Origin of the sequence: Streptomyces sp. WG5, from assembly GCF_049974565.1 — a bacterium.
Taxonomy (GTDB): Bacteria; Actinomycetota; Actinomycetes; order Streptomycetales; family Streptomycetaceae; genus Streptomyces.
The window spans coordinates 296,437-322,850 of the sequence record NZ_JBNGGC010000003.1 but is presented as its reverse complement, the minus strand read 5'-3'; the positions used below and the strand labels follow the sequence as shown (position 1 = coordinate 322,850).

The 26,414-nt window shown below is 72.9% G+C and carries 22 protein-coding genes and 1 rRNA gene; 18 read left to right on the top strand and 5 right to left on the bottom strand.

Translation table 11 applies throughout. The features are described from left to right. Positions 1–73, top strand: a 5S ribosomal RNA gene (gene rrf, locus ACP4IX_RS05285); the annotation flags it as partial. Between the two features lie 121 nt (positions 74–194). Here the strand turns inward: rrf and ACP4IX_RS05280 are convergent. Next, on the bottom strand, positions 195–1,370 hold the full coding sequence (locus tag ACP4IX_RS05280; protein WP_426554868.1) for a hypothetical protein: 1,176 nt from the start codon (positions 1,368–1,370) through the stop codon (positions 195–197). A 57-nt stretch (positions 1,371–1,427) separates the two neighbouring features. Here ACP4IX_RS05280 and ACP4IX_RS05275 point away from each other — a divergent pair, with 57 nt between their 5' ends. Beyond that, on the top strand, positions 1,428–2,171 hold the full coding sequence (locus ACP4IX_RS05275; protein WP_426554867.1) for a hypothetical protein: 744 nt from the start codon (positions 1,428–1,430) through the stop codon (positions 2,169–2,171). A gap of 66 nt (positions 2,172–2,237) precedes the next feature. Here the strand turns inward: ACP4IX_RS05275 and ACP4IX_RS05270 are convergent, their stop codons facing one another. Beyond that, complete coding sequence (locus tag ACP4IX_RS05270; RefSeq protein WP_426554857.1) at positions 2,238–3,530, bottom strand: DUF1015 domain-containing protein; 1,293 nt, start codon at positions 3,528–3,530, stop codon at positions 2,238–2,240. Positions 3,531–3,602: 72 nt separating this feature from the next. Here ACP4IX_RS05270 and ACP4IX_RS05265 point away from each other — a divergent pair, with 72 nt between their 5' ends. From ACP4IX_RS05265 to ACP4IX_RS05250, 4 genes are all read left to right on the top strand, one after another. Beyond that, complete coding sequence (locus ACP4IX_RS05265; protein ID WP_426554856.1) at positions 3,603–4,640, top strand: HAD hydrolase-like protein; 1,038 nt, start codon at positions 3,603–3,605, stop codon at positions 4,638–4,640. Between the two features lie 97 nt (positions 4,641–4,737). Continuing rightward, complete coding sequence (locus ACP4IX_RS05260) at positions 4,738–5,784, top strand: FecCD family ABC transporter permease (protein ID WP_426518365.1); 1,047 nt, start codon at positions 4,738–4,740, stop codon at positions 5,782–5,784. Beyond that, positions 5,781–6,836 carry a FecCD family ABC transporter permease gene (locus ACP4IX_RS05255; protein WP_426518367.1) on the top strand — a complete coding sequence of 352 codons (1,056 nt, stop codon included), beginning with the start codon at positions 5,781–5,783 and terminating at the stop codon, positions 6,834–6,836. The genes ACP4IX_RS05260 and ACP4IX_RS05255 overlap by 4 nt, the downstream gene beginning before the upstream one ends. Continuing rightward, positions 6,833–7,720, top strand: a complete 888-nt coding sequence (locus tag ACP4IX_RS05250; RefSeq protein ID WP_426518369.1) for an ABC transporter ATP-binding protein — start codon at positions 6,833–6,835, stop codon at positions 7,718–7,720. Before ACP4IX_RS05255 ends, ACP4IX_RS05250 begins: the two co-directional genes overlap by 4 nt. Here ACP4IX_RS05250 and ACP4IX_RS05245 read toward each other — a convergent pair. Next, positions 7,704–8,051: a sterol-binding protein gene (locus ACP4IX_RS05245; RefSeq protein ID WP_426518371.1), complete on the bottom strand. Its 348-nt coding sequence runs from the start codon at positions 8,049–8,051 to the stop codon at positions 7,704–7,706. The two genes, ACP4IX_RS05250 and ACP4IX_RS05245, sit on opposite strands and share 17 nt — an antisense overlap. A gap of 42 nt (positions 8,052–8,093) precedes the next feature. Between ACP4IX_RS05245 and ACP4IX_RS05240 the strand changes: the two genes are divergently transcribed. The 6 genes from ACP4IX_RS05240 to ACP4IX_RS05215 all read left to right on the top strand — a co-directional run bounded on the left by ACP4IX_RS05240 (position 8,094) and on the right by ACP4IX_RS05215 (position 14,168). Next, a complete protein-coding gene (locus ACP4IX_RS05240; RefSeq protein ID WP_426518372.1) occupies positions 8,094–8,420 on the top strand; it encodes a hypothetical protein in 327 nt (108 codons plus the stop codon). Between the two features lie 7 nt (positions 8,421–8,427). Further along, on the top strand, positions 8,428–9,243 hold the full coding sequence (locus ACP4IX_RS05235) for a hemolysin (RefSeq protein ID WP_426518373.1): 816 nt from the start codon (positions 8,428–8,430) through the stop codon (positions 9,241–9,243). Continuing rightward, on the top strand, positions 9,240–10,145 hold the full coding sequence (locus ACP4IX_RS05230) for an NAD kinase (protein WP_426518375.1): 906 nt from the start codon (positions 9,240–9,242) through the stop codon (positions 10,143–10,145). The genes ACP4IX_RS05235 and ACP4IX_RS05230 overlap by 4 nt, the downstream gene beginning before the upstream one ends. Positions 10,146–10,307: 162 nt before the next feature. Continuing rightward, positions 10,308–12,050, top strand: a complete 1,743-nt coding sequence (gene recN / locus ACP4IX_RS05225) for a DNA repair protein RecN (protein WP_426518377.1) — start codon at positions 10,308–10,310, stop codon at positions 12,048–12,050. Between the two features lie 30 nt (positions 12,051–12,080). After that, positions 12,081–12,836 carry a hypothetical protein gene (locus tag ACP4IX_RS05220; protein ID WP_426554855.1) on the top strand — a complete coding sequence of 252 codons (756 nt, stop codon included), beginning with the start codon at positions 12,081–12,083 and terminating at the stop codon, positions 12,834–12,836. Positions 12,837–13,022: 186 nt separating this feature from the next. Beyond that, the gene (locus tag ACP4IX_RS05215) at positions 13,023–14,168 is read left to right on the top strand and encodes a glycosyltransferase family 4 protein (protein WP_426554854.1); all 1,146 of its coding nucleotides are present in this window, start codon (positions 13,023–13,025) and stop codon (positions 14,166–14,168) included. A gap of 10 nt (positions 14,169–14,178) precedes the next feature. On the opposite strand, the gene ACP4IX_RS05210 is transcribed toward ACP4IX_RS05215, so the two are convergent. Together ACP4IX_RS05210 and ACP4IX_RS05205 are read right to left on the bottom strand one after the other, a co-directional pair. Then, complete coding sequence (locus tag ACP4IX_RS05210; protein WP_426518383.1) at positions 14,179–15,813, bottom strand: PucR family transcriptional regulator; 1,635 nt, start codon at positions 15,811–15,813, stop codon at positions 14,179–14,181. Positions 15,814–15,978: 165 nt separating this feature from the next. Next, positions 15,979–17,781, bottom strand: coding sequence for a glycoside hydrolase family 15 protein (locus tag ACP4IX_RS05205; protein WP_426518880.1), 1,803 nt, complete (start codon positions 17,779–17,781; stop codon positions 15,979–15,981). 561 nt (positions 17,782–18,342) lie between these two features. Between ACP4IX_RS05205 and ACP4IX_RS05200 the strand changes: the two genes are divergently transcribed. From ACP4IX_RS05200 to ACP4IX_RS05175, 6 genes are all read left to right on the top strand, one after another. Next, positions 18,343–19,998, top strand: a complete 1,656-nt coding sequence (locus ACP4IX_RS05200; RefSeq protein WP_426518385.1) for a CTP synthase — start codon at positions 18,343–18,345, stop codon at positions 19,996–19,998. An 86-nt stretch (positions 19,999–20,084) separates the two neighbouring features. Continuing rightward, on the top strand, positions 20,085–20,720 hold the full coding sequence (locus ACP4IX_RS05195) for an NUDIX domain-containing protein (protein ID WP_426518387.1): 636 nt from the start codon (positions 20,085–20,087) through the stop codon (positions 20,718–20,720). Positions 20,721–20,883: 163 nt separating this feature from the next. Continuing rightward, positions 20,884–22,911, top strand: a complete 2,028-nt coding sequence (locus ACP4IX_RS05190; RefSeq protein WP_426554852.1) for a tetratricopeptide repeat protein — start codon at positions 20,884–20,886, stop codon at positions 22,909–22,911. A gap of 132 nt (positions 22,912–23,043) precedes the next feature. Further along, positions 23,044–24,168: an alanine dehydrogenase gene (gene ald, locus ACP4IX_RS05185; protein ID WP_426518391.1), complete on the top strand. Its 1,125-nt coding sequence runs from the start codon at positions 23,044–23,046 to the stop codon at positions 24,166–24,168. A 435-nt stretch (positions 24,169–24,603) separates the two neighbouring features. Next, positions 24,604–25,731, top strand: coding sequence for a ParA family protein (locus tag ACP4IX_RS05180; protein WP_426518393.1), 1,128 nt, complete (start codon positions 24,604–24,606; stop codon positions 25,729–25,731). After that, a complete protein-coding gene (locus tag ACP4IX_RS05175; RefSeq protein WP_426518395.1) occupies positions 25,716–26,279 on the top strand; it encodes a hypothetical protein in 564 nt (187 codons plus the stop codon). The genes ACP4IX_RS05180 and ACP4IX_RS05175 overlap by 16 nt, the downstream gene beginning before the upstream one ends. Positions 26,280–26,414 lie beyond the last annotated feature (135 nt).

Genomic DNA, 26,414 nt, shown 5'->3' with positions numbered 1-26,414 from the left:
CCCGGAAGCTAAGCCTTACAGCGCCGATGGTACTGCAGGGGGGACCCTGTGGGAGAGTAGGACGCCGCCGAACAATCTTTGGAAAGGACCCTTGGTCCCCAGCGTTCAGCTGGGGACCAAGGGTCCTTTCGTTTTTCCAGAGCGCACCGGGTACCCGGTTGCGCGAGAATGACTTGCAGTACCGAAGACAGGAGTCACCGATGTCCCCCAACTCTCCCGACGACCGACCGGAGCGCGACCAGCGGCGACGGGACAGTGGTGACCGCGGCGACCGGAACGGTCAGCGCGGGGACCGTGGCGGGGTCCGTCGCGACAACGACCGTGGTGAGCGCGGTGGGTTCCGTCGTGACGACCGCCGAGGTGACGACCGTGGTGGGCAGCGCGGTGGCTTCCGGCGTGACGACCGACGGGATGACCGTCGTGACGACCGTGGCGGGGACCGCGGCGGAGACCGCGGGTTCCGCCGTGATGACCGTGGTGGCGACCGCCCCTCCTTCCGTCGTGACGATCGGCGTGACGACCGTGGTGGCGACCGTCCGTCCTTCCGTCGTGACGACCGTGGTGACCGTGGCGGTGACCGTCCCCCCTTCCGTCGTGATGACCGTGGTGACCGTGGCGGTGACCGTCCCCCCTTCCGTCGTGATGACCGTGGTGACCGTGGCGGCTTCGGCCGGCGTGATGACAACCGTGGCGATGACCGTGGTGGGCAGCGCGGTGGCTTCCGGCGTGACGACCGACGGGATGACCGTCGTGACGACCGCGGCGGAGACCGCGGGTTCCGCCGTGATGACCGTGGTGGCGACCGCCCCTCCTTCCGTCGCGATGACCGTGGTGGCGACCGTCCCCCCTTCCGTCGTGACGATCGGCGTGACGACCGTGGTGGCGACCGCCCCTCCTTCCGTCGTGACGACCGCGGCGGAGACCGCGGGTTCCGCCGTGATGACCGTGGTGGCGACCGTCCGCCCTTCCGCCGTGATGACCGTGGTGGCGACCGCCCCTCCTTCCGTCGTGACGACCGTGGTGACCGTGGCGGTGACCGTCCACCCTTCCGTCGTGACGACCGCGGTGACCGTGGTGGCGACCGTCCCCCCTTCCGTCGTGACGACCGCGGTGACCGTGGCGGTGACCGTCCCCCCTTCCGTCGCGATGACCGCCGTGACGACCGGCGCGACGACCGTGGTGGCGACCGTCCGTCCTTCCGGCGTGACGACAACCGTGGTGAGCGTGGCGGCTTCGGTCGGCGTGAGGACAGTCGCGGGGGCGACCGTGGTGGTTTCCGCGGTCGGGACGACCGCGGTGGACGTGGTGGGCCCCGGCGCGACGACCGAGGCGGGCGTCCCGGTGGGTTCCGCGGACGTGATGACCGGCACGGCGGCGGAGGCCGTTTCCGCGAGGAGCGGGACCGTGACCGTGAGCCGATCAAGCGCCTGCCGATCCCGGAGGAGGTCACGGGCGACGAGATCGACAAGGACGTACGGCAGGAGCTGCAGAGCCTGCCCAAGACGCTCGCGGAGGATGTCGCCAGGAACCTGGTGATGGTCGCCCGGCTCCTCGACGAGGACCCGGAGGCGGCGTACGCCTACTCCAAGATCGCTCTGCGTCTGGCGTCCCGTGTCGCCGCCGTACGGGAGGCGGGCGGGTTCGCCGCGTACGCCAACCAGAAGTACAGCGAGGCGCTGGCCGAGTTCCGGGCCGCGCGGCGGATGACCGGGTCCGTCGAGCTGTGGCCGGTCATGGCCGACTGCGAGCGCGGGCTCGGCAGGCCGGAGAAGGCGCTGGACATGGCCGGCGCCCCCGAGGTGCACAAGCTGGACAAGGCCGGCCAGGTCGAGATGCGGCTCGTGGCGGCCGGTGCCCGGCGTGACATGGGGCAGCTGGACGCGGCCATCGTGACGCTGCAGAGCCCCGAGCTGGCCTCCAGTTCCGTACAGCCGTGGACCGCACGTCTGCGGTACGCCTACGCGGACGCCCTGCTGGCCGCCGGCCGGGAAGCGGAAGCACGGGAGTGGTTCGCGAAGGCCGTGGAGTCCGACCGGGACGGCAGCACGGACGCCTCCGACCGGCTCGCCGAGCTGGACGGCGTGGAGTTCACGGACGCCCTCGACGAGCGCGAGGACGAGGGCGGCGCGGTGACTCCCGCCGTCGAGGACGAGCGCGGCGAGCAGGACTGACGCGTCCAGGGCAGGACGACGAAGGGGCGGGACCGGCGCACGGTCCCGCCCCTTCGTCGTGCCGTGTCACAGGTCCAGCGCGCGCAGCACCAGGCCCGAGGCCGGCTTCGGGCCGAAGGACGTCGACTTGCGGGGCATGGTGACGCCCTGCCGGGCCAGGTCGCGGACGACCTCCTCGCGGACCGGGTGCATCAGTACCGCTGTACCGCCGTCGCGTTCCGCCTTCTCGACGGTGGCCGCGGTGTCGTGGATGTAGGAGATGTGGGCCGCGGTGTCGTCGGGGACGTGCCAGACGTGGGCGAGGAGCGTGGCGTGCAGGACGGTGGCGTCCAGGGTGCGCCAGGCCTCGGGGCGGTCGGTGGGGACCGTACGGGCCAGCAGGCCGGGGTCCGGTCGGTCGACGAGGTGGAAGGCGCCGTCGCCGGCGAGCACGAAGGCGTTTCCCGACGCTGCCGCCTCGGCGAGGGCGTCCAGGGACTCCGCCAGCGGTACGTCGAGGCGGCGGACGCGGAAGTGGCCCTCCAGGGCGGCGACGGCGTCGCGCACCGGGAGGTCGTGCAGCAGGCGGTGGATGGCGCGGACCCGGAGCGGGTAGCGGGCCGTGTCGACCAGGAGGACGAGGCCGTGGTCCCACGGGCTGGGGGAGGGGTGTTCCGCGCGGAGCGTGCGGTAGGTCGCCCAGCGGTGGTGGCCGTCGGCGATGAGGGCCTGGTGCCGGGCCAGTTCGGATTGGACGCGGGACAGGTCGCCGGGGTCGGTGACCGACCACAGGCGGTGGCGGAAGCCGTCCTCCGTGGTCGTCGCGAGAAGCGGGGGCTGTTCGGCGGCACGTTCCACCACGGTGGTCGTGGCCGCCGTGGCGCCGTTGCCGCGGTAGGTGAGGAGCAGGGGTTCGAGGTTGGCCCAGGTGGCCCGCATGAGGGCCGCGCGGTCGGCGACGACGTGCGGCATGACGTCCTCGTGCGGCAGGACGACCTGTTCCGAGGGGTCCGACACGCGGAGGGCGCCGATGATGCCGCGTTGCAGCATGCCGTCGCCGTCGCGTTGTTCGTAGACGTACAGGCCAGGATCGGAGTCGGCGGTCAGTACGCCCTCCGCCAGCCAACGCCGCAGGGTGTGGGCGGCCTGGTCGTTGCGCGCCTCGGGCGTGGCGGCCTGGGGGAGGATCAGGCGGACGATGTTGTGCGGGTCGGCCGACTCGAGGTGGAGCAGGCCGTCGGGGCGGACCACGACGTCGTAGGGCGGGGACGTCACGGCGGCCAGGCTGCCGACCCGGTCGGGGTCGTAGCGGAGGCCTCGGAACGGAGTGAGTTCCAGGCCCCGGCGCGCCGTTGCTTCCGGGAGACCTGCAGAGTTCATCCCGGCATCGTACGTGTGTCAGTGGTATGGGGGATGATCGGGGGAAAACCGTCGAACGAGGAGCGATGCCAGATGAGCCGGAGCGTCAGGACGAGGCCCGAGGGCAGTGGGCGGGGCCTGAGCGAGGCGTACGACACGGCGCTGCTCGACCTGGACGGTGTGGTGTACGCCGGGGGGAACGCGATCGACCACGCGGTCGACTCGCTCGCCACGGCCCGCGCGGGCGGCATGCGTCTGGCGTACGTCACGAACAACGCCCTCCGGACCCCCGACGCGGTGGCCGCGCACCTGACCGAGCTGGGCATACCGACGGGCGCCGACGACGTCATCACGTCGGCGCAGGCGGTGGCCCGGCTGATCGCCGAGCAGGTGCCGTCGGGCGCCCGGGTGCTGGTGATCGGCGGCGAGGGGCTGCGGGTGGCGCTGCGTGAGCGCGGCCTGGAGCCGGTGGAGTCGGCGGAGGACGATCCGGCGGCGGTCGTGCAGGGATTCGGCGGGCCGGAGCTGCCGTGGGGGCGGTTCGCCGAGGCCTGCTACGCGATCGCGCGCGGCGTGCCCTGGTACGCCTCCAACACCGACCTGACGATCCCCGGCGCCCGGGGCATCGCACCGGGCAACGGCGCGGCGGTGGAGGTCGTACGGATCGCCACCGGAGCCGATCCGCAGGTCGCGGGGAAGCCGTTGCCCCCCATGCACCGCGAGACCATCCTGCGGACCGGCGCGCAGCGGCCCTTGGTGGTGGGCGACCGGCTGGACACGGACATCGAGGGCGCGTTCAACGGGGAGGTCGACTCGCTGCTCGTTCTCACCGGAGTGACCGACGGCGCCCACCTGCTGGCGGCGCCGCCCCAGCACCGGCCGACGTATGTCGACGCCGATCTGCGCGGGCTGCTCACCGGGCAGCCGGAGGTCACGGGCGACGGGGACGGGGGCGCCGGGTTCCGCTGCGGCGGCTGGACCGCCACGGCCGGCGAGGAGCGGCTGCGGCTGGAGGGCGAGGGCGCGGTACTGGACGGCTTGCGTGCGCTGTGCGCGGCGGCCTGGACCGCGGGCGGGGAAGCAGGGTGCGAGCTCGATCCGGGAAAGGCGTTGGCGCGACTGGGGTTGTGAGCCGTCGTACGGGGAAGGAGCCGGGGCCGGGCCTCGGGGGTGCGGGGGATGATCCACGGGATCGAGATCGGTTGGCAGGGTAGGCTAACCTAACTGCGTGTTGGTCGACAGTCCCCCCGAACAGCGCGCGGAGACCGCCCCCGCGCCGCCCCCGAAGCGCCGTGTCCTGCGTGCCGTCGGGCTGCCCGTCTCCGCAGCGGTCCTGGTGCTCGTCGCGTTGGCGAGCATCGCGATCGGCGCGAAGGACCTGTCGCTGGCACAGGTCTGGCACGGCCTGTTCCACGACTCGGGCACGTACGGCGACGTCGTGGTCGGCGAGCGGCTGTCGCGGACCGTGCTCGGTCTGCTCGCCGGCGCCGCGCTCGGCCTCGCGGGAGCCGTACTGCAGGCGCTCACCCGCAACCCGCTGGCCGATCCCGGCCTGCTCGGTATCAACGCGGGTGCCTCCGCGGCGGTCGTCACGGCCATCACCTTCTTCGGCGTCACCTCCCTGACCGGGTATGTGTGGTTCGCCTTCGCCGGTGCGGCGGGGGTCGGCGCGCTGGTCTGGTTCCTGGGCGGCAGCCGGGGGGCCACGCCGGTGCGGCTGGTGCTGGCCGGCACCGCGATCAGCGCCGCGCTCTTCGGCTACCTCCAAGCCGTGATGATCATGGACGACGCGGCGCTGGGCAGGATGCGCTTCTGGACGGTCGGTTCGCTCTCCTCGGCGACGAACGGCACCATCAAGGAGGTGCTGCCGTTCTTCGTGGCGGGCACGGTCCTCGCCCTCGCGCTCTCCCGGCCGCTCAACGCCATGGAGATGGGCGACGACACGGCCAGGGCCCTCGGCGCCAACCTCAACCGCACCCGGGCGCTGTCCATGCTCGCGGCGACCGTGCTGTGCGGGGCCGCGACCGCCGCCTGCGGACCGATCGTGTTCGTCGGACTGATGGTCCCGCACATCGTCCGCTCCTTCACCGGGCCCGACATGCGCTGGATCCTGCCGTACGCCGCGATCCTGTCGCCCGTGCTGCTGCTGGGCGCGGACGTCCTCGGCCGGATCGTCGCCCGGCCCTCGGAGCTCCAGGTCGGCATCGTCACCGCCGTCCTGGGCGGGCCGGTCTTCATCTATCTCGTACGACGGCGGAGGACGGCCCAGCTGTGAAGACCGCGAAGACCGCGAAGACCACCCGGGCCGTGCGAAGCCCGGGCGGGCTCTCGTTCCGCCTCGACATCCGGACCGTGCTCGTCGTCGTCCTGCTGCTGGTCGTCGCGCTCGCCGCGAGCGTCGTGCTGATCGGCACCGGCGACTTTCCGATACCGGTCGGCGACGTGCTGAAGACCCTGGTCGGCGAGGGCAACGCCGGCCAGGAGTTCATCGTCAACGAACTGCGGCTGCCGCGGGTTCTGGTCGGACTGCTGGTCGGCGCCGCGCTCGGGCTGGGCGGCGCGCTGTTCCAGGCCATCTCGCGCAACCCGCTCGGCAGCCCGGACGTGCTCGGCCTCGGCCAGGGGGCGACGGCCGGCGCCCTCACCATGATCGTCCTGTTCTCCGGCGGCTCGACCCAGGTCACCGTCGGCGCGCTCGTGGGCGGCCTGGTGACCGGCCTCGCCATCTACCTGCTCGCCTGGAAGCGGGGCGTGCACGGTTACCGGCTCGTCCTGGTCGGTATCGGCATGTCCGCGATCGTCACGGCGGTCAACGGCTACCTGCTCACCCGGGCCGACATCGTCGACGCCTCCCGCGCCGTCGTCTGGATGACCGGGTCCCTCGACGGCCGCGACTGGGGCCAGGTCTGGCCCCTGCTCGGACTGTGTGCCGTACTCGTCCCGCTCGTTCTCACCAACGGGCGGGCGCTGCGGATGATGGAGATGGGCGACGACGTCTCGTACGCCCTCGGAGTGCGCGTCGAGCGTGTGCGGGCGCTGCTGATGGTGGCCGCCGTGCTGCTCACGGCCGCGGCCACCGCCGCCGCGGGCCCGGTCAGCTTCGTCGCGCTCACCGCGCCGCAGCTCGCCCGCCGCCTGACCCGTTCGCCGGGCCCCAACCTGCTGCCGTCCCTGTGCATGGGCGCCGCCCTGCTGGTCAGCGCCGACTTCGTCTCGCAGCGCGCCTTCGGCGCCGACCAGCTGCCCGTCGGCGTGGTCACCGGCGTGCTCGGCGGCGTCTACCTGCTGTGGCTGCTGGTCACCGAGCGCAAGGCCGGCCGGATATGAGCGCCGGCGCCGGTATCCGCAGCGGGCTGGACAACCAAAGGAGCAACGTGAACCGCCTGACCGCCGAAAACGTCACCCTCGCCTACGACCAGCGGGTCATCGCGGAGAAACTGTCGGTGGAGATACCCGACAACTCCTTCACCGTGATCGTCGGCCCGAACGCCTGCGGCAAGTCCACCCTGCTGCGCGCCCTGTCACGGATGCTCAAGCCCACCCGGGGCCGCGTGCTGCTCGACGGGTCGGTGATCCAGTCGATGCCCGCCAAGCAGGTCGCGCGGACCCTCGGCCTGCTGCCGCAGTCGTCCATCGCGCCCGACGGCATCACCGTCGGCGACCTCGTCGGCCGCGGCCGCTACCCGCACCAGGGCCTCCTGCGCCAGTGGTCGACGGAGGACGAACGGGTCGTCCAGGAGTCGATGGCCCAGACCGGCATCTCCGAACTCGCCGACCGCTACGTCGACGAGCTCTCCGGCGGTCAGCGCCAGCGCGTGTGGATCGCCATGGCGCTCGCCCAGCAGACCCCGCTGCTGCTGCTCGACGAGCCGACGACGTACCTGGACATCCAGCACCAGATCGACGTCCTCGACCTGTGCGCGGAACTCCACGAGGAGCAGGGCCGCACGCTCGTGGCCGTCCTGCACGACCTCAACCACGCCGCCCGCTACGCCACCCACCTCATCGCCCTGCGCGGCGGGGAGGTCATCGCGCAGGGCGCGCCGAAGGACATCGTCACGGCCGAACTCGTCGAGCGCGTCTTCGGGCTCGGCTGCCAGGTCATCGACGACCCGGAGACGGGTACGCCGCTGGTGGTGCCGGCCGCGCGCAAGGCGCGGGGCGGGGGCGGCGCCCAGCGCGAGAAGGTGGCGGCTACAGAAGCTTCCTGAGGCGGAACAGGTCCCGCAGGCCCGCCTCCAGCTTCACCCGGCCCGATCCCCAGGCCTTGGCGAAGTTCAGCTCGCCGTCGACCAGCGCCACCAGGTCGTCGCCGGTCATCGCCAGCCTGATCTCGGCCCTCTCGCGCGGCGGCCCGTCCAGGGTCTCGCGTACGTCGATCCGGCCGTCCGCCATGCGTCCGGCGAAGGTGACGTCCAGGTCGGTGATGTGACAGCTCACCGAGCGGTCCAGCTCGGTGGCCGACCGCACGTCCCCTTCGGCGCCCCGCATGGTGTCCGAGAGCTTTTCGAGTGCGGCGCGGCACTCCTCAGTCGTCGCCATCGGGACCGACCGTACCTCAGCGGTACGCGGTAGCGTCGGGGCATGAGCGACGCAGTACCGGAGCCCCGGGAGACGGAGGAGGCACGCCCCGCGTACGAGCCCGCCGCGCCCGCCCCCCTGGACGTCCCCCGCGCCCCCACCGGGAACGCCGAGGTGGACGCCCGGCTGGCGCGGCTGGCGGACGCCGACCACCTGGCCACGGACGGACACGTCGAGGTGTACGAGGATGTGCACCGGGGGCTGCGCGACGCGCTGACCGCGCTCGACGCCAGTCCGGGGCCGCCGGCTCCCGACCGTCACCCGACCGCCCACCCCCGACGTGGCCCCTCCGGCCACGAGACCGATTCGCCGTACGAGCACAGGAGCTGAACCGAACGTGGCAGGAGTCGCACGCCGCCGTCTCGACGCGGAGCTGGTCCGCCGCAAGCTGGCGCGCTCGCGCGAGCACGCGAGCCAGCTGATCGCCGCCGGGCGGGTCACCGTCGGCAAGATCGCCGCGACCAAGCCCGCCACCCAGGTGGAGACCGCTGCCGCGATCGTGGTGAGCGCCGACGACAGCGACCCGGACTACGTCTCGCGCGGCGGCCACAAGCTGGCCGGTGCCCTGTCGGTGTTCGTCCCCGAGGGGCTCGTCGTCGAGGGGCGGCGGGCGCTGGACGCCGGCGCGTCCACCGGAGGCTTCACCGACGTACTGCTGCGGGCGGGCGTCGCGCACGTCGTCGCCGTCGACGTCGGATACGGACAACTCGCCTGGACTCTCCAGCAGGATGAACGCGTCACCGTCAAGGACCGTACGAACGTACGCGAGTTGACGTTGGACGCGATCGACGGGGAGCCCGTGGACCTTGTCGTGGGGGACCTGTCCTTCATCCCGCTCGGGCTGGTGCTGCCCGCGCTGGTGCGCTGCACACGGCCGGGCGCCGACCTGGTGATGATGGTGAAGCCGCAGTTCGAGGTGGGCAAGGAGCGGCTGGGCAGCGGCGGAGTGGTACGCAGCGCGCAGCTGCGGGCCGAGGCCGTACGGGGAGTCGCCCGGACGGCCTGGGGGCTGGGACTCGGAGTGAAGGGGGTCACCGCCAGTCCGCTGCCCGGTCCCTCCGGAAACGTCGAGTATTTTCTGTGGCTGCGGGCCGGGGCCGACGAACTGGACCCGGCCGACGTTGACCGTGCAGTGGCGGAGGGGCCGAGTTGACACAGAACCGAGCGCGTACTGTTTTCCTGCTCGCCCACACCGGGCGTCCCGCCGCCATCCGCAGCGCGGAGCTCGTGGTCAAGGGGCTGCTGCACGCCGGGCTCGGCGTGCGCGTCCTGGAGGCCGAGGCGCGCGACCTGCCGCTGCCCGACGAGGTGGACCTGGTCGGGGAGGCCACCCCGCAGTGCCTCGACGGGTGCGAGCTGCTCATCGTGCTGGGCGGTGACGGGACGCTGCTGCGCGGCGCCGAGTTCGCCCGCGCGTCCGGAGTGCCGATGCTCGGCGTCAACCTCGGCCGGGTCGGGTTCCTCGCGGAGGCCGAGCGCGACGACCTCGACAAGGTCGTCGACCGGGTGGTGAACCGGGCGTACGAGGTCGAGGAGCGGATGACCGTCGACGTCGTCGTGCACCGCAACGGCGACATCGTGCACACCGACTGGGCGCTGAACGAGGCGGCCGTGCAGAAGGCCGGCGCCGAGAAGCTGCTGGAAGTCGTGCTGGAGATCGACGGCCGGCCGGTGACCGGGTTCGGCTGCGACGGAATCGTGCTGTCGACGCCGACCGGGTCGACGGCGTACGCCTTCTCGGCCGGGGGGCCGGTGGTGTGGCCCGAGGTCGAGGCGCTGCTGATGGTGCCGATCAGCGCGCACGCGCTGTTCGCGAAGCCGCTGGTGACCTCGCCGGACTCGGTGCTCGTGGTGGAGGTGCTGCCGCACATCCCGCCGGGGGTCCTGTGGTGCGACGGGCGGCGGACGGTGGAGTTGCCGCCGGGGGCGCGGGTGGAGGTGCGGCGGGGTGCGGTGCCGGTCCGGCTGGCCCGGTTGCACCACGCTTCGTTCACGGACCGGCTGGTGGCGAAGTTCGCGTTGCCGGTGTCCGGGTGGCGCGGGGCGCCGCACTAGCGGACACGATGGGGTGGTTTCGCCGAGTCCCGGCCGCGGGCCGTCCGTGGCCGGCCGCGCCCCGCGGCTCGGCCGTCAGCAGCACGTTCCGGGCCCCTGAGCGGCACCCGGTCCCCGGGGCGACATGGACGGCCTGTGTGCGCGCCCTGCCCTCGACCTCGTATGGTCGTGTCCGTGCTTGAGGAGATGCGGATACGGTCGCTCGGAGTCATCGACGACGCCGTTGTCGAGCTGTCGTCCGGGTTCACCGCTGTCACCGGTGAGACGGGTGCCGGCAAGACCATGGTGGTCACCAGCCTTGGGCTGCTGCTGGGCGGACGCGCGGACGCGGCGCTCGTGCGGATCGGGGCGAAGAACGCGGTCGTCGAAGGGCGTATCGCTGTGCCCGGGGACGCCGCGGTCGCCGTCCGGGCCGAGGAGGCCGGGGCCGAGCTGGACGACGGGGCGCTGCTGATCAGCCGTACCGTGTCCGCCGAGGGGCGGTCGCGCGCGCATCTCGGCGGGCGGTCCGTGCCCGTGGGGGTGCTCGCCGAGCTGGCCGACGAACTGGTGGCCGTGCACGGGCAGACCGACCAGCAGGGGCTGCTCAAACTGTCCCGGCAGCGGCAGGCACTGGACCGGTACGCGGGAGACGCGGTCGCCGGACCGCTCGCCAAGTACGCCGGGGCCTACCGGCGGCTGCGGGCCGTCGCCACCGAGCTGGAGGAGATCACCACGCGCGCGCGTGAGCGCGCCCAGGAGGCCGATCTGCTGCGCTACGGCCTCGACGAGGTGTCGGCGGTCGAGCCGCGCGCCGGTGAGGACGTGGAGCTGGCGCAGGAGGCGGAGCGGCTGGGCCACGCCGAGGCGCTCGCGTCGGCCGCCACGGCCGCCCACGCCGCCCTGGCGGGCAATCCCGAGGACCCCGAGGGTGTGGACGCGGCGACGCTCGTCGCGGGCGCCCAGCGGGCCCTGGACGCCGTACGGTCGTACGACCCGGCGCTGGCCTCGCTCGCCGAGCGGATCGGCGAGGTCGGGATCCTGCTGCGCGACGTGGCCGGGGACCTCGCCGGGTACGCCGACGACCTGGACGCCGACCCGCTGCGGCTGGCGGCGGTCGAGGAGCGGCGGGCCGCGCTGACCGCGCTGACGCGGAAGTACGGCGAGGACGTCGCGGCCGTGCTGTCCTGGGCCGAGCAGAGCGCCGCGCGGCTGACCGAGCTGGACGGCGACGACGAGCGGATCGGCGAGCTGACCGCCGAGCGGGACGCGCTCCGGGCGGAGCTGGGCGGGCTGGCGCAGGCCCTGACCGACGCGCGGACGGAGGCGGCCGAGCGGTTCGCCGCCGCGGTGACGGCCGAGCTGGCCTCGCTCGCCATGCCGCACGCGCGCGTGTCGTTCGAGATCAGGCAGACCGAGGACCCGGACGGCGTGGAGGTCGGCGGACGCACGGTCGCGTACGGGCCGTCGGGCGCCGACGAGGTCGAGCTGCTGCTCGCCCCGCATCCGGGGGCGCCGCCGCGGCCGATCGCCAAGGGTGCGTCCGGCGGTGAGCTGTCGCGCGTGATGCTGGCCGTGGAGGTCGTGTTCGCGGGTACGGACCCGGTGCCGACGTACCTCTTCGACGAGGTCGACGCCGGTGTCGGCGGCAAGGCGGCGGTGGAGATCGGGCGGCGCCTGGCGCGGCTGGCGAAGAGCGCGCAGGTCGTGGTCGTCACGCATCTGCCGCAGGTGGCGGCGTTCGCGGACCGGCAGCTGCTCGTGGAGAAGACGAACGACGGGTCGGTGACCCGGTCCGGTGTGAAGGTGCTGGAGGGCGAGGAGCGGATCCGGGAGCTGTCCCGGATGCTGGCCGGCCAGGAGGACTCGGAGACGGCCCGGGCACACGCGGAGGAACTGCTCGCGACGGCCAGGGCGGACGCGTAGGGGCGCTGCCCGCGCCCGTAGGGTGGCCGGATGGTCGCCCTCAGTCGCCGGACCGGCTCCTCCTTCGTCCTCGCCGCCGCCCTCGTGCGGACCGGCCTGACCGCGCTGCGCGCCACGGCCCCGGGCGGCCGGGAACGCTGGGAGCGGAAGAACCACGCCGGACGGACCGTGGATCTGTACGCCGGACCCGCGTGCGCCGTGGCGGCGGCGGCGCGGGTGCGGCCCGCCGCAGGGTTCGCCGTGCTCGCCGCCGGGGCCTGCGGGGCCTACGACGACGCGGTGGGCGCCGGGGATCCGCGGCGCGGGTTCCGGGCGCATCTGTCGGCGTTGCGGGACGGCGAGGTCACCGGCGGGGCGGTGAAGCTGTCCGGGATCTCCGCGGCCGGGCTCGCCGCGGGCGCGGTGCTGAAGGAACGGCCCCTGGACAAGGTGCTCGCGGGTGTCGTCGTCGCCGGGGCCGCGCACGTCGTCGACCTCTTGGACGTACGCCCGGGGCCGGCCGGCGCGTCGGTCCTCGCGCTCGGGGCGCCGGGGCTGCCGCGCAAGGGCCCCGGGGCGGAGGCGGCCGCCTCCGCCGCCATGGGGGCCGCCGCGGCCGTACCGCTCGACGACCTCGCCGAGCGCACGATGCTCGGTGACACGGGAGCGCACGCACTGGGCGCGGCCCTGGGTGTCGCGGTGGCGGCCGGGAACGGACGGGCGGGGCTCGCCGCGCACGCCGTGGCACTCGTCGCCGCGGCGTCGTGCGGGGAGAAGGTGAGCGAGGCAGCACGCTCACTCGTGTGAGTGAACTGGCCTTGTCCCGTTGCCCCGACGGTCCCCGTTCGCGAGGGCCGTCGTTCCCGGAACACCCGTACGGCCTGGCATCCTTGACGGAGTGACGCGCAGGAACCGCGCGGCGCGTCCCCTCCGCACCGTCCTTCTGTACGTTCTTCGTGACCGTTCCCCGCCGAACCAGGAGTTCCCGGCCACGTGACCCCTGTGAGCAGCCACTCACCGCACGGCCAGTCGCCGCTGCGCACCGTGCAGGTGCTGGGCGGTGGCAACGCCGGCAGCAGCGCACACGTGCGCTCCCTGGCCGCGGGGCTCGTCGCACGGGGCGTGAAAGTGACGGTGTGCGCCCCCTCCGAGGCGGAACGCACCTACGACTTCACGGGCGCCGGGGCCGGCCACGTGCATGTGCCGCGCAGCAGCGATCCCGTCTCCGTGGCCGCCCTGCGGGCGGTGTGCTCGGACGCCGACCTGGTGCACGCGCACGGGCTGCACGCCTCGTTCCGTGCCGCGCTGGCCCTCGGCGGACGGCGGGTCCGTACCCCGCTCGTCGTCACCTGGCACGACCGGGCTCCTGCCGAGGGGGCGCGCGCCCAACTGCTGCGCGTGCTGGAACGACGGGTGTTGAAGGCCGCCGCCGTGGTGCTCGGCGCCACCTCGGAGCTGGTCGACCGGGCGCGGCGGACGGGCGCGCGGGACGCCCGGCTCGGCCCCGTCGCGCTCCCCGCGCGGCCCTGCCGGACGGGCGAGCCCGACGACCCCGACCGACGGCCCCCGAAGGTCCGGGCCGAACTCGGCGCCGTCGGCCGCCCCTTGCTGATCGCGGTCGGTTCCCTGGAGCGGCACCGGGGGTACGACGTCCTGCTCGACGCCGCGCGCGCGTGGCGCCACCTCGATCCGGTACCGCTCGTCGTCGTGGCCGGGGAGGGCCCGCTGCGCGGGGAGTTGCAGCGGCGGATCGAGAACGAGGAGCTCCCGGTGGTGCTCATCGGCAGCCGCGACGACATCACCGACCTGCTGGGGGCGGCCGATCTCGCCCTGCTGCCGAGCCGTCGCGAGGCGCGCTCCGTCCTCGCCCAGGAGGCCCTCCACGCGCGCGTGCCGCTCGTCGCGAGCGACGTGGGCGGCATCCCCGAGCTCGTCGGCGACGCCGCCGAACTCGTCCCGGCCGGGGACGCGGAGGCCCTCGCGGCCGCCGTCGTCCGGCTGCTCGCCGAACCCGGGCGGTGCGAGGAGCTGCAGGACAGGGGCGTACGGCAGGCGGCCACTTGGCCGACCGAGGACGAGACCGTCGCCCAGGTCCTCAGTGTCTACGACGAGCTGACGCAGCCCACGCCACTGCTCTAGGCGCGCTCCGTCAGGGCAGGTGGTGGCGCGCCCGCAGGGCGAGGCTCAACGCCAGGACGGTCTGCGGGTCGTCGAGGTCCGTGCCGAGCAACTCCCCGATCCTCGCCAGCCGGTTGTACAGCGTCTGCCGGTTGAGGTGGAGTTCCCGCGCCGTCTCCGCCTTGCGGCCCGCGTGTGCCAGGTACGTCTGGAGGGTGGGCAGCAGGGGCGGCTTGGAACGGCTGTCGTGGTCGCGGAGGGGACCGATCGCCCGGTCCACGAAGGCCGCGAGGTCCGGATGGTCACGCAGCCGCCACAGCAGCAGGTCGATGTCGAGGCGCCGGGCGTCGTACCAGGGCCGGTCGGTGAGGCCCTGGGCCGCGGTCGCCGTCTCCGCCGCGTGCCTCAGGCCCGCCGACGCCGCCGCCCAGCCGCCGGCCACGCCGACGACCACGACGGGCGGCCGCGCCCCCGGCTGCCGCATCCCGGCCCGTTCCACGCCCGCCCGCAGCGCCGCCGCGACCCGGTCCGCGACCGCCGCCCGCTCCGGCTCCGAGCGCAGGCCCAGCAGGAGCGGCACCCGCCCCTCGACCGGCCGTACGCCCAGCAGGGCCGGCACCCCGACCGAGGCCAGTTCCTCGGCGACCGCGCGCGCCAGCACCGCCCAGCCGCCGCCGGCCGGGGACAGGGTGTCGCCGAGCCGCATCACCACGGGGAGCAGCGGGCCGGCGCCCGGTCTGAAGCCCAGGACGCGGGCCTGCGCAGGGGCGTCCTCCGCGGTGATCCGGCCCTCGGCGAGGTCGGTGAGGAAGTCGCCGCGCCCGCGCGCCGCCAGTTCCTCCTCCTGCCGCGCCTGCATCAGCACCACGGCGAGGATGCCGGCCGCCCGCTCCGCCGCCATCCGGTGCACCGGCGCGAGCGGGGACCGCACGGGCAGCAGGACGAGCCGGGCGCGTACCGGCCCGGCGCCGGGGCCGCCGCCGGGCACGTCCACCAGGACCGAGCCCGCCGGGGGCGGGGCGTCCTTGTGGGGGCCGCGCAGTCCCTCCCAGACCTGGAGCGGGTCGGCGCCCTCGGGACCGGGGCCGGCGGCGTACAGCAGACGGCCGTCGGTGGTCTCCAGGAAGACGGGATTGCCGCCGAAGCCGGCCAGGATGCCGAGCACCTGAGGCACTCCGCCGCCGCCGAGCAGAGCCTCCGTGCAGCGGCGGTGCACCTCCTCGGCACGCTGGAGCAGCGCGTAGTGGCCGTTGACGATCTCGGTGTGGATCTCCTCGGTGACCGTCACGAACGGCACCTCGCGGTGCAGCTGGACGAGCGGGAGGCCGGCCGTGCGGGCGGTGTCCACGAGGGCCGCGGGGAGTTTCGCGAAGCGCGGGCCGAGTTCCACGACCAGGGCGGCGATGCCGCGCTCGGCGAGGGTGCGGACGAAGGCGCGCTGCTCGGCGGGGCGGGTGCCGAGGCCGTAGCCCGTGGTCAGGAGGAGTTCGCCGCCCTTGAGGAGGGAGGCGATGTGGGGTACCTCGCCGGCGTGGACCCAGCGCACGGTGCGGTGCAGGCGGTCGGCGCCGGCGAGGATCTCCGGCAGGCCGCTGCGGAGGCCGGGGAGCTCCAGGGCGCGCTGCACGGTGATCCCCGAGGGCGGGGGTGCGCTGGGGGTGTTCATGCAGCGGACGGTACCCGGGGGTGGGGGCGGTGGGTCGAGTCGCCCGGTGCGTGCCGGCTGCCCGGCGTGGGCGTGAGCCGGGTGGGTCGCACGGCCCGGCGCCGGGGGTCGCCGCTGCGGGCACCGTGCCCCCGGGTCGGCACGGTGCCCGCGGCGGCGGCCGTCTCAGCCCCCGTACGCCCCGCTCGCCGTGAGCCGAAGTGCCGTGTCGATCAGGGGCACGTGGCTGAAGGCCTGCGGGAAGTTGCCGACCTGGCGCTGCAGGCGCGGGTCCCACTCCTCGGCGAGCAGGCCCAGGTCGTTGCGCAGCGACAGGAGCTTCTCGAAGAGCTTCCTGGCCTCGTCCACCCGGCCGATCATCGCCAGGTCGTCGGCCATCCAGAACGAGCAGGCGAGGAAGGCGCCCTCGTCGCCGGGCAGGCCGTCGACGCCCTCGTCGCCGCCCTCCGTCGGGTAGCGCAGGATGAAGCCGTCCGACGTGGACAGCTCACGCTGGATGGCCTCGATGGTGCCGATGACCCGCTTGTCGTCCGGCGGCAGGAAGCCCATCTGGGGGATCAGCAGCAGCGAGGCGTCCAGTTCCTGGGAGCCGTAGGACTGCGTGAAGGTGTTGCGTTCCTTGTCGTAGCCCTTCTCGCACACGTCGCGGTGGATGTCGTCGCGCAGCTGCTTCCAGCGCTCCAGCGGGCCGTCCGCGTCGCCGGACTCGATGAGCTTGATGGTGCGGTCGACGGCGACCCAGGCCATCACCTTGGAGTGCACGAAGTGGCGGCGCGGGCCGCGCACCTCCCAGATGCCCTCGTCCGGCTCCTGCCAGTGGTCCTCCAGGTAGCGGATCAGCTTGAGCTGGAGCACCGAGGCGTAGTCGTTGCGGGCCAGGCCCGTCATGTGGCCCAGGTGCAGGGCCTCGGTGACCTCGCCGTAGACGTCCAGCTGGAGCTGGTGCGCCGCGCCGTTGCCGACCCGGACCGGCGTGGAGCCCTCGTAGCCGGGCAGCCAGTCCAGTTCCGCCTCGCCGAGTTCGCGCTCGCCGGCGATGCCGTACATGATCTGCAGGTTCTCCGGGTCGCCGGCGACCGCGCGCAGCAGCCACTCGCGCCAGGCGCGGGCCTCCTCGCGGTAGCCGGTGCGCAGCAGCGAGGAGAGGGTGATCGCCGCGTCGCGCAGCCAGGTGTAGCGGTAGTCCCAGTTGCGGACGCCGCCGATGTCCTCCGGCAGGGAGGTGGTGGGCGCGGCGACGATGCCGCCGGTGGGGGCGTACGTCAGGGCCTTCAGCGTGATCAGGGAGCGGACCACGGCCTCCCGGTAGGGCCCGTGGTACGTGCAGTGCTCGACCCAGTCGCGCCAGAAGTCCTCCGTCGCCTCCAGCGACTGCTCCGGCTCCGGCAGCGGCGGCGGCTCCTTGTGCGAGGGCTCCCACGAGATGGTGAACGCGATCCGGTCACCCGGAGCGACCGTGAAGTCCGCGTACGTGGTGAGCGCCTTGCCGTAGGTCTCGGCCTCCGTGTCGAACCACACGGAGTCGGGGCCCGCGACGGCCACCGTGCGGCCCTCGTGCTTGTGCACCCAGGGGACGACGCGGCCGTAGCTGAACCGCATCCGCAGCTCCGAGCGCATCGGCACCCGGCCGGAGACGCCCTCCACGATCCGGATCAGCTGCGGCGCGCCGTCGCGCGGCGGCATGAAATCGGTCACCCGGACGGTGCCGCGCGGGGTGTCCCACTCGGACTCCAGGATCAGCGAGTCGCCGCGGTAGGTCCGCCGGGACGCGGTGGGCGGCTCGGCGCCGGGGGCGTACGCGGGGCCCATCCGCCAGAAGCCGTGTTCCCCGGTGCCCAGCAGACCGGCGAAGATGGCATGCGAGTCGAAGCGGGGCAGGCACAGCCAGTCGACTGTGCCGTCCCGGCAGACCAGGGCAGCGGTCTGCATGTCTCCGATGAGTGCGTAGTCTTCGATGCGCCCGGCCACGTGCAACTCCAGTCGAACGGCCACGTCACCCCGCATGGGGGCGGTCGCTGGTGCGGTCAAGGGGGTGTGTCTTGCGTCGTTGAGTCATGAAGCAAAGCAGCCGTCCGGCCGCGAGGCCAAACGCTGCGCCGCACACGACAATTGTCGCCAACGCTGTGCCGCGAGCGACCATTGTCGCTCAACGAACTGACGAGCTCTCGTTGTTCCGGTGCTGACGGGCGAGGGGTGGTGCCATGTCGCCGGGCGGGCTCGGCAGCGAACGTCCGAGCAGGATACGACGCACGTAGATGATCTGTGTGCCGCTCCGGAGAACCCGGGTCCGCCGAAAGGGTGACCAACGGGTGAGGAAACGGTGAGCCGCGCGTCCGAGTGCCGGAGCGTGCGCGGAGGGTGGCCGGAAGCCGCCGCCCCGAGGCGCTGATACGCTGGTAGCCCGTGGACCGGTGGGAGAAAAACCCCGGAACCGCAGCGACGGCGCCGCCGACGGCACCCCGGTACGACCGGGTCGGACGACGAGCGCACAGCACCCCAGACCGCGACCACGGGAGCCCCCCTTTGGCCATGCCGCCCAAATCCTCGACGACCAAGCACATCTTCGTCACCGGGGGTGTCGCCTCCTCGCTCGGCAAGGGGCTGACCGCCTCCAGCCTCGGCATGCTGCTCAAGGCACGGGGTCTGCGCGTCGTGATGCAGAAGCTCGACCCGTACCTCAATGTCGACCCTGGCACGATGAACCCCTTCCAGCACGGTGAGGTGTTCGTCACCAACGACGGCGCCGAGACCGACCTGGACATCGGCCACTACGAGCGTTTCCTCGACCGCGACCTCGACGGCTCCGCCAACGTCACCACCGGCCAGGTGTACTCCACGGTGATCGCCAAGGAGCGGCGCGGCGAGTACCTGGGCGACACGGTCCAGGTCATCCCGCACATCACCAACGAGATCAAGCACCGCATCCGCCGCATGGCGACGGACGAGGTGGACGTCGTGATCACCGAGGTCGGCGGCACGGTCGGCGACATCGAGTCGCTGCCGTTCCTGGAGACCGTCCGCCAGGTGCGGCACGAGGTCGGCCGCGACAACGTCTTCGTGGTCCACATCTCGCTCCTGCCGTACATCGGCCCGTCGGGCGAGCTGAAGACGAAGCCGACCCAGCACTCGGTCGCGGCGCTGCGCAACATCGGTATCCAGCCGGACGCGATCGTGCTGCGCTGCGACCGCGAGGTTCCGACCGCGATCAAGCGCAAGATCTCCCTGATGTGCGACGTCGACGAGGCCGCCGTGGTGGCCTGCCCCGACGCCCGTTCGATCTACGACATCCCCAAGGTCGTCCACACCGAGGGCCTGGACGCCTACGTGGTCCGCAAGCTGGACCTGCCGTTCCGCGACGTGGACTGGACGACCTGGGACGACCTGCTCGACCGCGTCCACAACCCCGACCACGAGATCACCATGGCCCTGGTCGGTAAGTACATCGACCTGCCCGACGCCTACCTGTCGGTCACCGAGGCGCTGCGCGCGGGCGGCTTCGCCAACAAGGCCCGCGTGAAGATCAAGTGGGTCACGTCCGACGACTGCAAGACCCCGGCCGGCGCCAAGGCGCAGCTCGGCGACGTCGACGCCATCTGCATCCCGGGCGGCTTCGGCGACCGCGGTGTGCTGGGCAAGGTCGGCGCGATCAAGTACGCCCGCGAGAACAGGATCCCGCTCCTCGGCCTCTGCCTGGGCCTGCAGTGCATCGTGGTCGAGGCCGCGCGCAACCTGGCCGGCATCACGGACGCCAACTCCACCGAGTTCGACCCGGCCACCGGCCACCCGGTCATCTCCACGATGGCCGAGCAGCTGGACATCGTGGCCGGTGAGGGCGACATGGGCGGCACGATGCGGCTCGGCATGTACCCGGCCAAGCTGGCCGAGGGCTCCATCGTGCGCGAGGTGTACGACGGCAAGGAGTACGTCGAGGAGCGGCACCGCCACCGCTACGAGGTGAACAACACCTACCGCGCGGAGCTGGAGAAGAAGACGGGCATCGTCTTCTCGGGCACCTCCCCGGACGGCAAGCTCGTCGAGTACGTCGAGTACCCGCGCGACGTCCACCCCTACCTGGTCGCCACGCAGGCCCACCCGGAGCTGCGCTCGCGCCCGACCCGCCCGCACCCGCTCTTCGCCGGGCTGGTCAAGGCCGCGGTCGAGCGGAAGACGGCGAAGTCGAAGTAACACACCGGTTGTACGGTGGCCGGGGCGCGCGCATTCGACAGCGCGTGCCCCGGCTTTTCGCGTACGTCTGGAAGGGCAGGTCAGGTATGACGGGCAGCACGATCAGGGACATCCCCGAGGAGTGGGAGGTCCGGGGCACCGCGACGCCCTTCCGGGGCAAGAAGACCTCCGTCCGCACGGACGACGTGGTCATGCCCGACGGCTCGGTGGTGACCCGCGACTACCAGGTCCACCCCGGTTCGGTGGCCGTCCTCGCCCTGGACGACGAGGGGCGGGTGCTGGTCATCCGGCAGTACCGGCACCCCGTGCGCCAGAAGCTGTGGGAGATCCCGGCCGGCCTGCTCGACGTCCCGGGCGAGAACCCGCTGCACGCCGCGCAGCGCGAGCTGTACGAGGAGGCGCACGTCAAGGCCGAGGACTGGCGGGTGCTGACCGACGTCTACACCACCCCCGGCGGCTGCGACGAGGCCGTACGGATCTTCCTCGCCCGCAACCTGTCCGAGGCCGACGGCGAGCGCTTCGAGGTCGAGGACGAAGAGGCCGACATGGAGCTGACGCGGGTGCCCGTCGCGGAGCTGGTGCGGGGCGTGCTCGCGGGTGAGCTGCACAACAACTGCCTGGTCGTGGGCGTGCTGTCGCTGGTCGCGGCGGAGCGGGGCGAGGGGCTCGACACCCTCCGCCCGGCGCAGGCGCCGTGGCCGGCGCGTCCGTTCGAGGCCTGAGGAACACCCCGGCCGGTCACGGTATGACCATCGGTTGATCCGATCGAGGGATGTGCCCGCCGCGCTCCGCCGGGAACGTAGCAGAGCGTGAACTAGGCTCTGGAAACGCCCGAACCGGGGTTCCGGCGGGTGCCGGCGTGCGGTGGGATCGGGAGTGTGGCCCGTGACGGATCAGGCGGTGGACACGGACGGCGTACGGCTGTCGGAGGACCCTGCTGAGGAGAATCGGTTCCTGGGCCGCACCCGGGAGTTGAAGGAGCTGCGCGCCGACATCGAGCGCGCGGGACTGGACACCCTCTCCGGCCGCAAGGCCCCCCGCGCGCGCGTGCTGCTCATCGCGGGCCGGCCCGGCTCCGGCCGCACCGCGCTCGCCGAGGAACTGGCCGCCCAGGTCGCCGACGCCTACCCCGACGGCGTGCTGCGCGCCCGGCTGAGCGAACCGGACGGCACGCGCGTACCCGTCGGGCGGCTCGCCCGGGAACTCCTCGCCGAGCTGGACCGCCCCGCCCCGCCCGGCGCCGGCGAGGACGACCTCACCGAGGCCCTCCGCACCGCCCTCGCCGGCCGCAGGGTCCTGCTCCTGCTCGACGACGCGGCCGACGCCGAGCAGGTCGACGCCCTGCTGCCGGACACCCCCGACTGCCTGGCCGTCGCCGTCTCCGAGGGCCCGCTGACCGGCATCGCGGACGTCCGCCCGTGCACGCTGGGGGGCCTCGACACCAAGTCGGCCGTGGAACTGCTCTCCCGGCACACCGGCTCGGTCCGCATCACCGTCGACCCCCGTGCCGCCGAGCAGCTGGCCGAGGTCTGCCAGGCCCAGCCCGCCGCGCTGACCCTGGCCGGCGGCTGGCTCGCCGCCCGTCCCCAGGCGGCCGTCGCCGACCTCGCCAGACACATGCACACGGAGGGTGACGAAGGCACCCCGCTCAGCCGCGTCTTCCGCCTCGCCTACGCGTCGCTGCCCGGTCCCGCCGCCCGGATACTGCGGTTGCTCTCCCTCGCTCCGGCCGGTCTGGTCGACCCGCACACCGCCTCCGCGCTCGCCGGCTGCTCGGTGAACGGCGCCCGCACCACCCTGGACGACTTCGTCGCCCTCGGCGTGCTGCGCGCGGTCGACTCCCCGCTGCCCGAGTACGAGGTTCCCGGGTGCCTGCACGGCCGGCTGAGGGCCCTCACCGAGACCCACGACCGCCCCGCCGAGATCCAGCTCGCCCGCGCCCGCATGCTGGAGCGGACGGTACGGCTGCTCCAGTCCTGCCGGGCGGTCACCGAGACCGACAGCCCGCAGGCCCGTGAGAAGCTCCTCGCCACACCACGCGACCTTCGTTTCCCCACCCCGAGGGCCGCCGCCGACTGGCTGCGCGTCCGCCGGCCCGCCCTGCTCGCCGCGGCCCGGCTCGCGGTCGCCGACGGGGAACTGGACACCCTCGCCCGGAGACTGCTGTCCCAGCTGGTGCGGGCCATGGTCGCCCACTTCGGCACCCGGGCGGCGGCGCCCGACCTGTACGGCGTCCACCGCCTCGTCCTCGACGTGGCCGAGCGCCGCGAGCTGCCCCGGGAGAAGGCCGCGGCCCTGCTGAACCTGGCCGACCTGGACGCCCGCACCGGCCGCACCGCCGAGGCCCTGGTGCGCTACCGCGCCGCGCTGGACGCCGGACGCGAGGCGAACGACCCGTACGCGACCGGCCGCGCGATGGAATCCGTAGGCGGCGCCCACCTGGAGCTCGGCGACTACGACCGGGCCGCCGACTGGTTCGGCCGGGCCCTCGCCCAGCGGCTCGCCCGGCACGAGCGCGCCGACGCCGCCCGGCTCTACGGGCGCACCGCCACCGCCCACACCTACGCGGGCCGGTACGGCGAGGCGCTGCGGTGCTGGCGCGCCGCGGTCGCCGGGTACCGCAAGGCGGGCGACGTGGCCGCGCACGCGCGCGCGTTGAGCGAACTGGCCAGGGTCCAGGAGTACGCCGGACGCCCCGAGGAGTCGCTGCGCACCTGCCAGGAGGCCGTCGACTGGGCGCGCAGGGCCGAGGACGTCCGGCTCCAGGCGGCGCTGCACTTGCGGCTGGCCGACACGCTCGACCGTCTCGGCGATCCCACGGCGGCCGGCCTGCAGCGGAGTGCGGCCGAGCGCATGCTGAGGGAAGACAGCATCGAAGCCTGCGAAATCCGCAGCTCAGGCTCTGAAGATTGATGCTTTGAAAGGCTGGACAGACGGAACACCTTCATTAGACTGGCTCTGCCGCACGTTCTTGCGGTATTTCCCGTTGTGCGTACGTGTGCGCGGGTATGTGTAGCAATAGCCCAACCCTCTGAGCCAAGGACCGTGATCGACGTGAAGGTCGGTATCCCCCGCGAGGTCAAGAACAACGAGTTCCGGGTGGCCATCACCCCCGCCGGCGTGCACGAGCTGGTGCGCCACGGTCACCAGGTCGTCGTCGAGCGCGAGGCCGGCGTCGGATCCTCGATCCCGGACGCCGAGTACGTCGCGGCCGGCGCGCGGATACTCGACACCGCCGACGAGGTCTGGGCCGCCGCCGACCTGGTGCTGAAGGTCAAGGAGCCCGTCGCGGAGGAGTACCACCGCCTCCGCAAGGACCAGACGCTCTTCACCTACCTGCACCTGGCCGCCTCCAAGGAGTGCACGGACGCGCTCGTCGAGGCCGGCACCACCGCCATCGCCTACGAGACGGTCGAGCTGCCGAACCGGGCGCTGCCGCTGCTGGCCCCCATGTCCGAGGTCGCGGGCCGGCTGGCCCCCCAGGTCGGCGCGTACCACCTGATGGCCGCGAACGGCGGCCGCGGTGTGCTGCCGGGCGGCGTCCCCGGCGTGCTGGCCGGCCGGGCCGTCGTCATCGGCGGCGGTGTCTCCGGCTGGAACGCGGCGCAGATCGCCATCGGCATGGGCTTCCACGTGACCCTGCTCGACAAGGACATCACCAAGCTCAAGGAAGCCGACAAGATCTTCGGTACGAAGATCCAGACCGTCGTCTCCAACGCCTTCGAGCTGGAGAAGGCCTGCCTGGAGGCCGACCTCGTGATCGGCGCCGTCCTGATCCCGGGCGCCAAGGCCCCGAAGCTGGTCAGCAACGAGCTGGTCTCCCGGATGAAGCCCGGAAGTGTCCTTGTCGACATCGCGATCGACCAGGGCGGCTGCTTCGAGGACTCCCGCCCGACCACGCACGCCGAGCCGACCTTCCCGGTCCACAACTCGGTCTTCTACTGTGTCGCCAACATGCCCGGCGCGGTGCCGAACACCTCCACCTACGCGCTGACCAACGCCACGCTGCCGTACATCGTGGAGCTGGCGAACCGCGGCTGGGCCGAGGCGCTGCGCCGTGACCCCGCGCTGGCCAAGGGCCTCAACACGCATGACGGCAAGGTCGTTTACAAGGAGGTCGCCGAGGCACACGGCCTGGAGCACGTGGAGCCGGCCGCCCTGCTCGCCTGACGCCCGCACGAGCCGTCGGCGGCTGTCGTCAGCCGGTAAATCGGCTAAGTCATCATCCGGGAAAGGCGATACGTCAACAGTCGCCGTCAACCCCGCACACCCGGCCGGACCTTGCCCGACAAGGTCCGGCCGGGTGTGTGTATGGTCACTTTGCGATTCTCGGCCAACTCGCCTCGAACGTAACGCTTCAACCGATTCGCGCACCGGTGAAACCTGCTGTGCGACGGCCGTACGCCCTTGACAGAGGGTTGTTTCATTGCCGACACATCCGGCCGGGTCCGGCGGATTGTGTTGCTGCGGACGGCCGACACGCCATAGAGTCGCCGAACGTCGGCATGGTGCCACGCTGACCTGTCTAGAAGTTTCCTGGTCACCAAGGAGGTAAGACGACTTGTGAATGAGTCGACATTTACTCCCGGGGGTGGTCAACCAGGAATGCCTGCACGGGCCCACAGCCCCAGGCGTCTCGAGGCTGTCGGCTCCGTCGCTGTACACACCTTCGCAGCCCACCAGAGTCCGCAGGCAACTCAGACAGCACACATGAGTATGGATGGCCAACACGTGAACGCCATGGCCGGCAACGGAAGTGGCGCGTCCCGCAACCACTTCGCCGACTACGACGAACTGCCCGAGGGGCACTTCTACGACCCGGACGCGGAGTACGAGCCCGATCCCGAGTACGCCGCCACGCTCGCGCCCGACGCGGCCCGCCAGCGCCGTGAGCGCATCGGTCCGACCGGACGCCCGCTGCCCTACTTCCCGATCCCGGGGCCGCTGGCCGATCACGGCCCCGCGAAGATCATCGCGATGTGCAACCAGAAGGGCGGCGTGGGCAAGACCACGTCGACCATCAACCTGGGCGCCGCGCTCGCCGAGTACGGGCGCAGGGTGCTGCTCGTCGACTTCGACCCGCAGGGCGCGCTGTCGGTCGGTCTCGGCGTCAACCCGATGGAGCTCGACCTCACCGTCTACAACCTGCTCATGGAGCGGGGCATGGCGGCCGACGAGGTGCTGCTGAAGACCGCGGTCCCCAACATGGACCTGCTGCCCAGCAACATCGACCTGTCTGCGGCCGAGGTGCAGCTGGTGAGCGAGGTCGCGCGCGAGTCCACGCTGCAGCGGGCGCTGAAGCCGCTGATGGACGACTACGACTACATCGTCATCGACTGCCAGCCCTCGCTCGGCCTGCTCACGGTCAACGCGCTGACCGCCGCGCACAAGGTGATCGTGCCGCTGGAGTGCGAGTTCTTCGCACTGCGCGGTGTGGCGCTGCTGACCGAGACGATCGAGAAGGTCCAGGAGCGCCTCAACCCCGACCTGGAGCTCGACGGCATCCTCGCCACCATGTACGACTCGCGCACGGTGCACAGCCGTGAGGTGCTCGCGCGGGTGGTCGAGGCGTTCGACGACCACGTCTACCACACGGTCATCGGGCGCACGGTCCGCTTCCCGGAGACCACGGTCGCCGGTGAGCCGATCACCACGTACGCCTCCAACTCCGTCGGTGCCGCCGCCTACCGCCAGCTCGCCAGGGAGGTGCTCGCCCGGTGTCACGCCGAGTGAGTCTGCCGGGGGCCGACGAACTCTTCCGTACGACAGGGGGAACGGCGCTGCAGGCGTCCTCCCCGCGGCGGCCGGCCGGTGGCGACGCCCGGGTGCCGGCGCCGGCGGGGGAGAGCGACCAGGCCGCCGCCGAGGACGCGCCCCAGTCGGTGCCCGCGCAGGCCGGTGACGGCGAGGGCGCGGAGCACGCCGCGGCGGACGCGGAACCCGGCTCGGCGGGCGAGCCCCGCAGCCGCGGCGCGGAGCGCTCGGCGAGGGGCTCGGGCCCGGGCGCGCAGGAAGGTTCTGCCACCGCCCAGCCGCGCAAGCGCGGGCGGTCACCCTCGCGCCGTCCCAGCGGTCGTGAGCGCCACGACGAGAAGATCACCGTGTACGTCTCCGCCGAGGAGCTCATGGACCTGGAGCACGCCCGGCTGGTGCTCCGCGGCGAGCACGGGCTGGCCGTCGACCGCGGCCGCATCGTCCGCGAGGCGGTCGCCGTGGTCCTCGCCGACCTGGAGACCCGCGGGGACGCCAGCATCCTCGTACGACGGCTGCGCGGGCGGTAGCGGTAGCCTGCGGGGGCCATGACCTCGAACGACGCCCCCCTCCCCGGCGCCCGCGCCGGCCGTCGGCGCGCGCTGGGGAGAGGACCGGGAGAGCCGCGGGTGGCCCCGTCGGCCCCACCGGTCACCGAGAGGCCC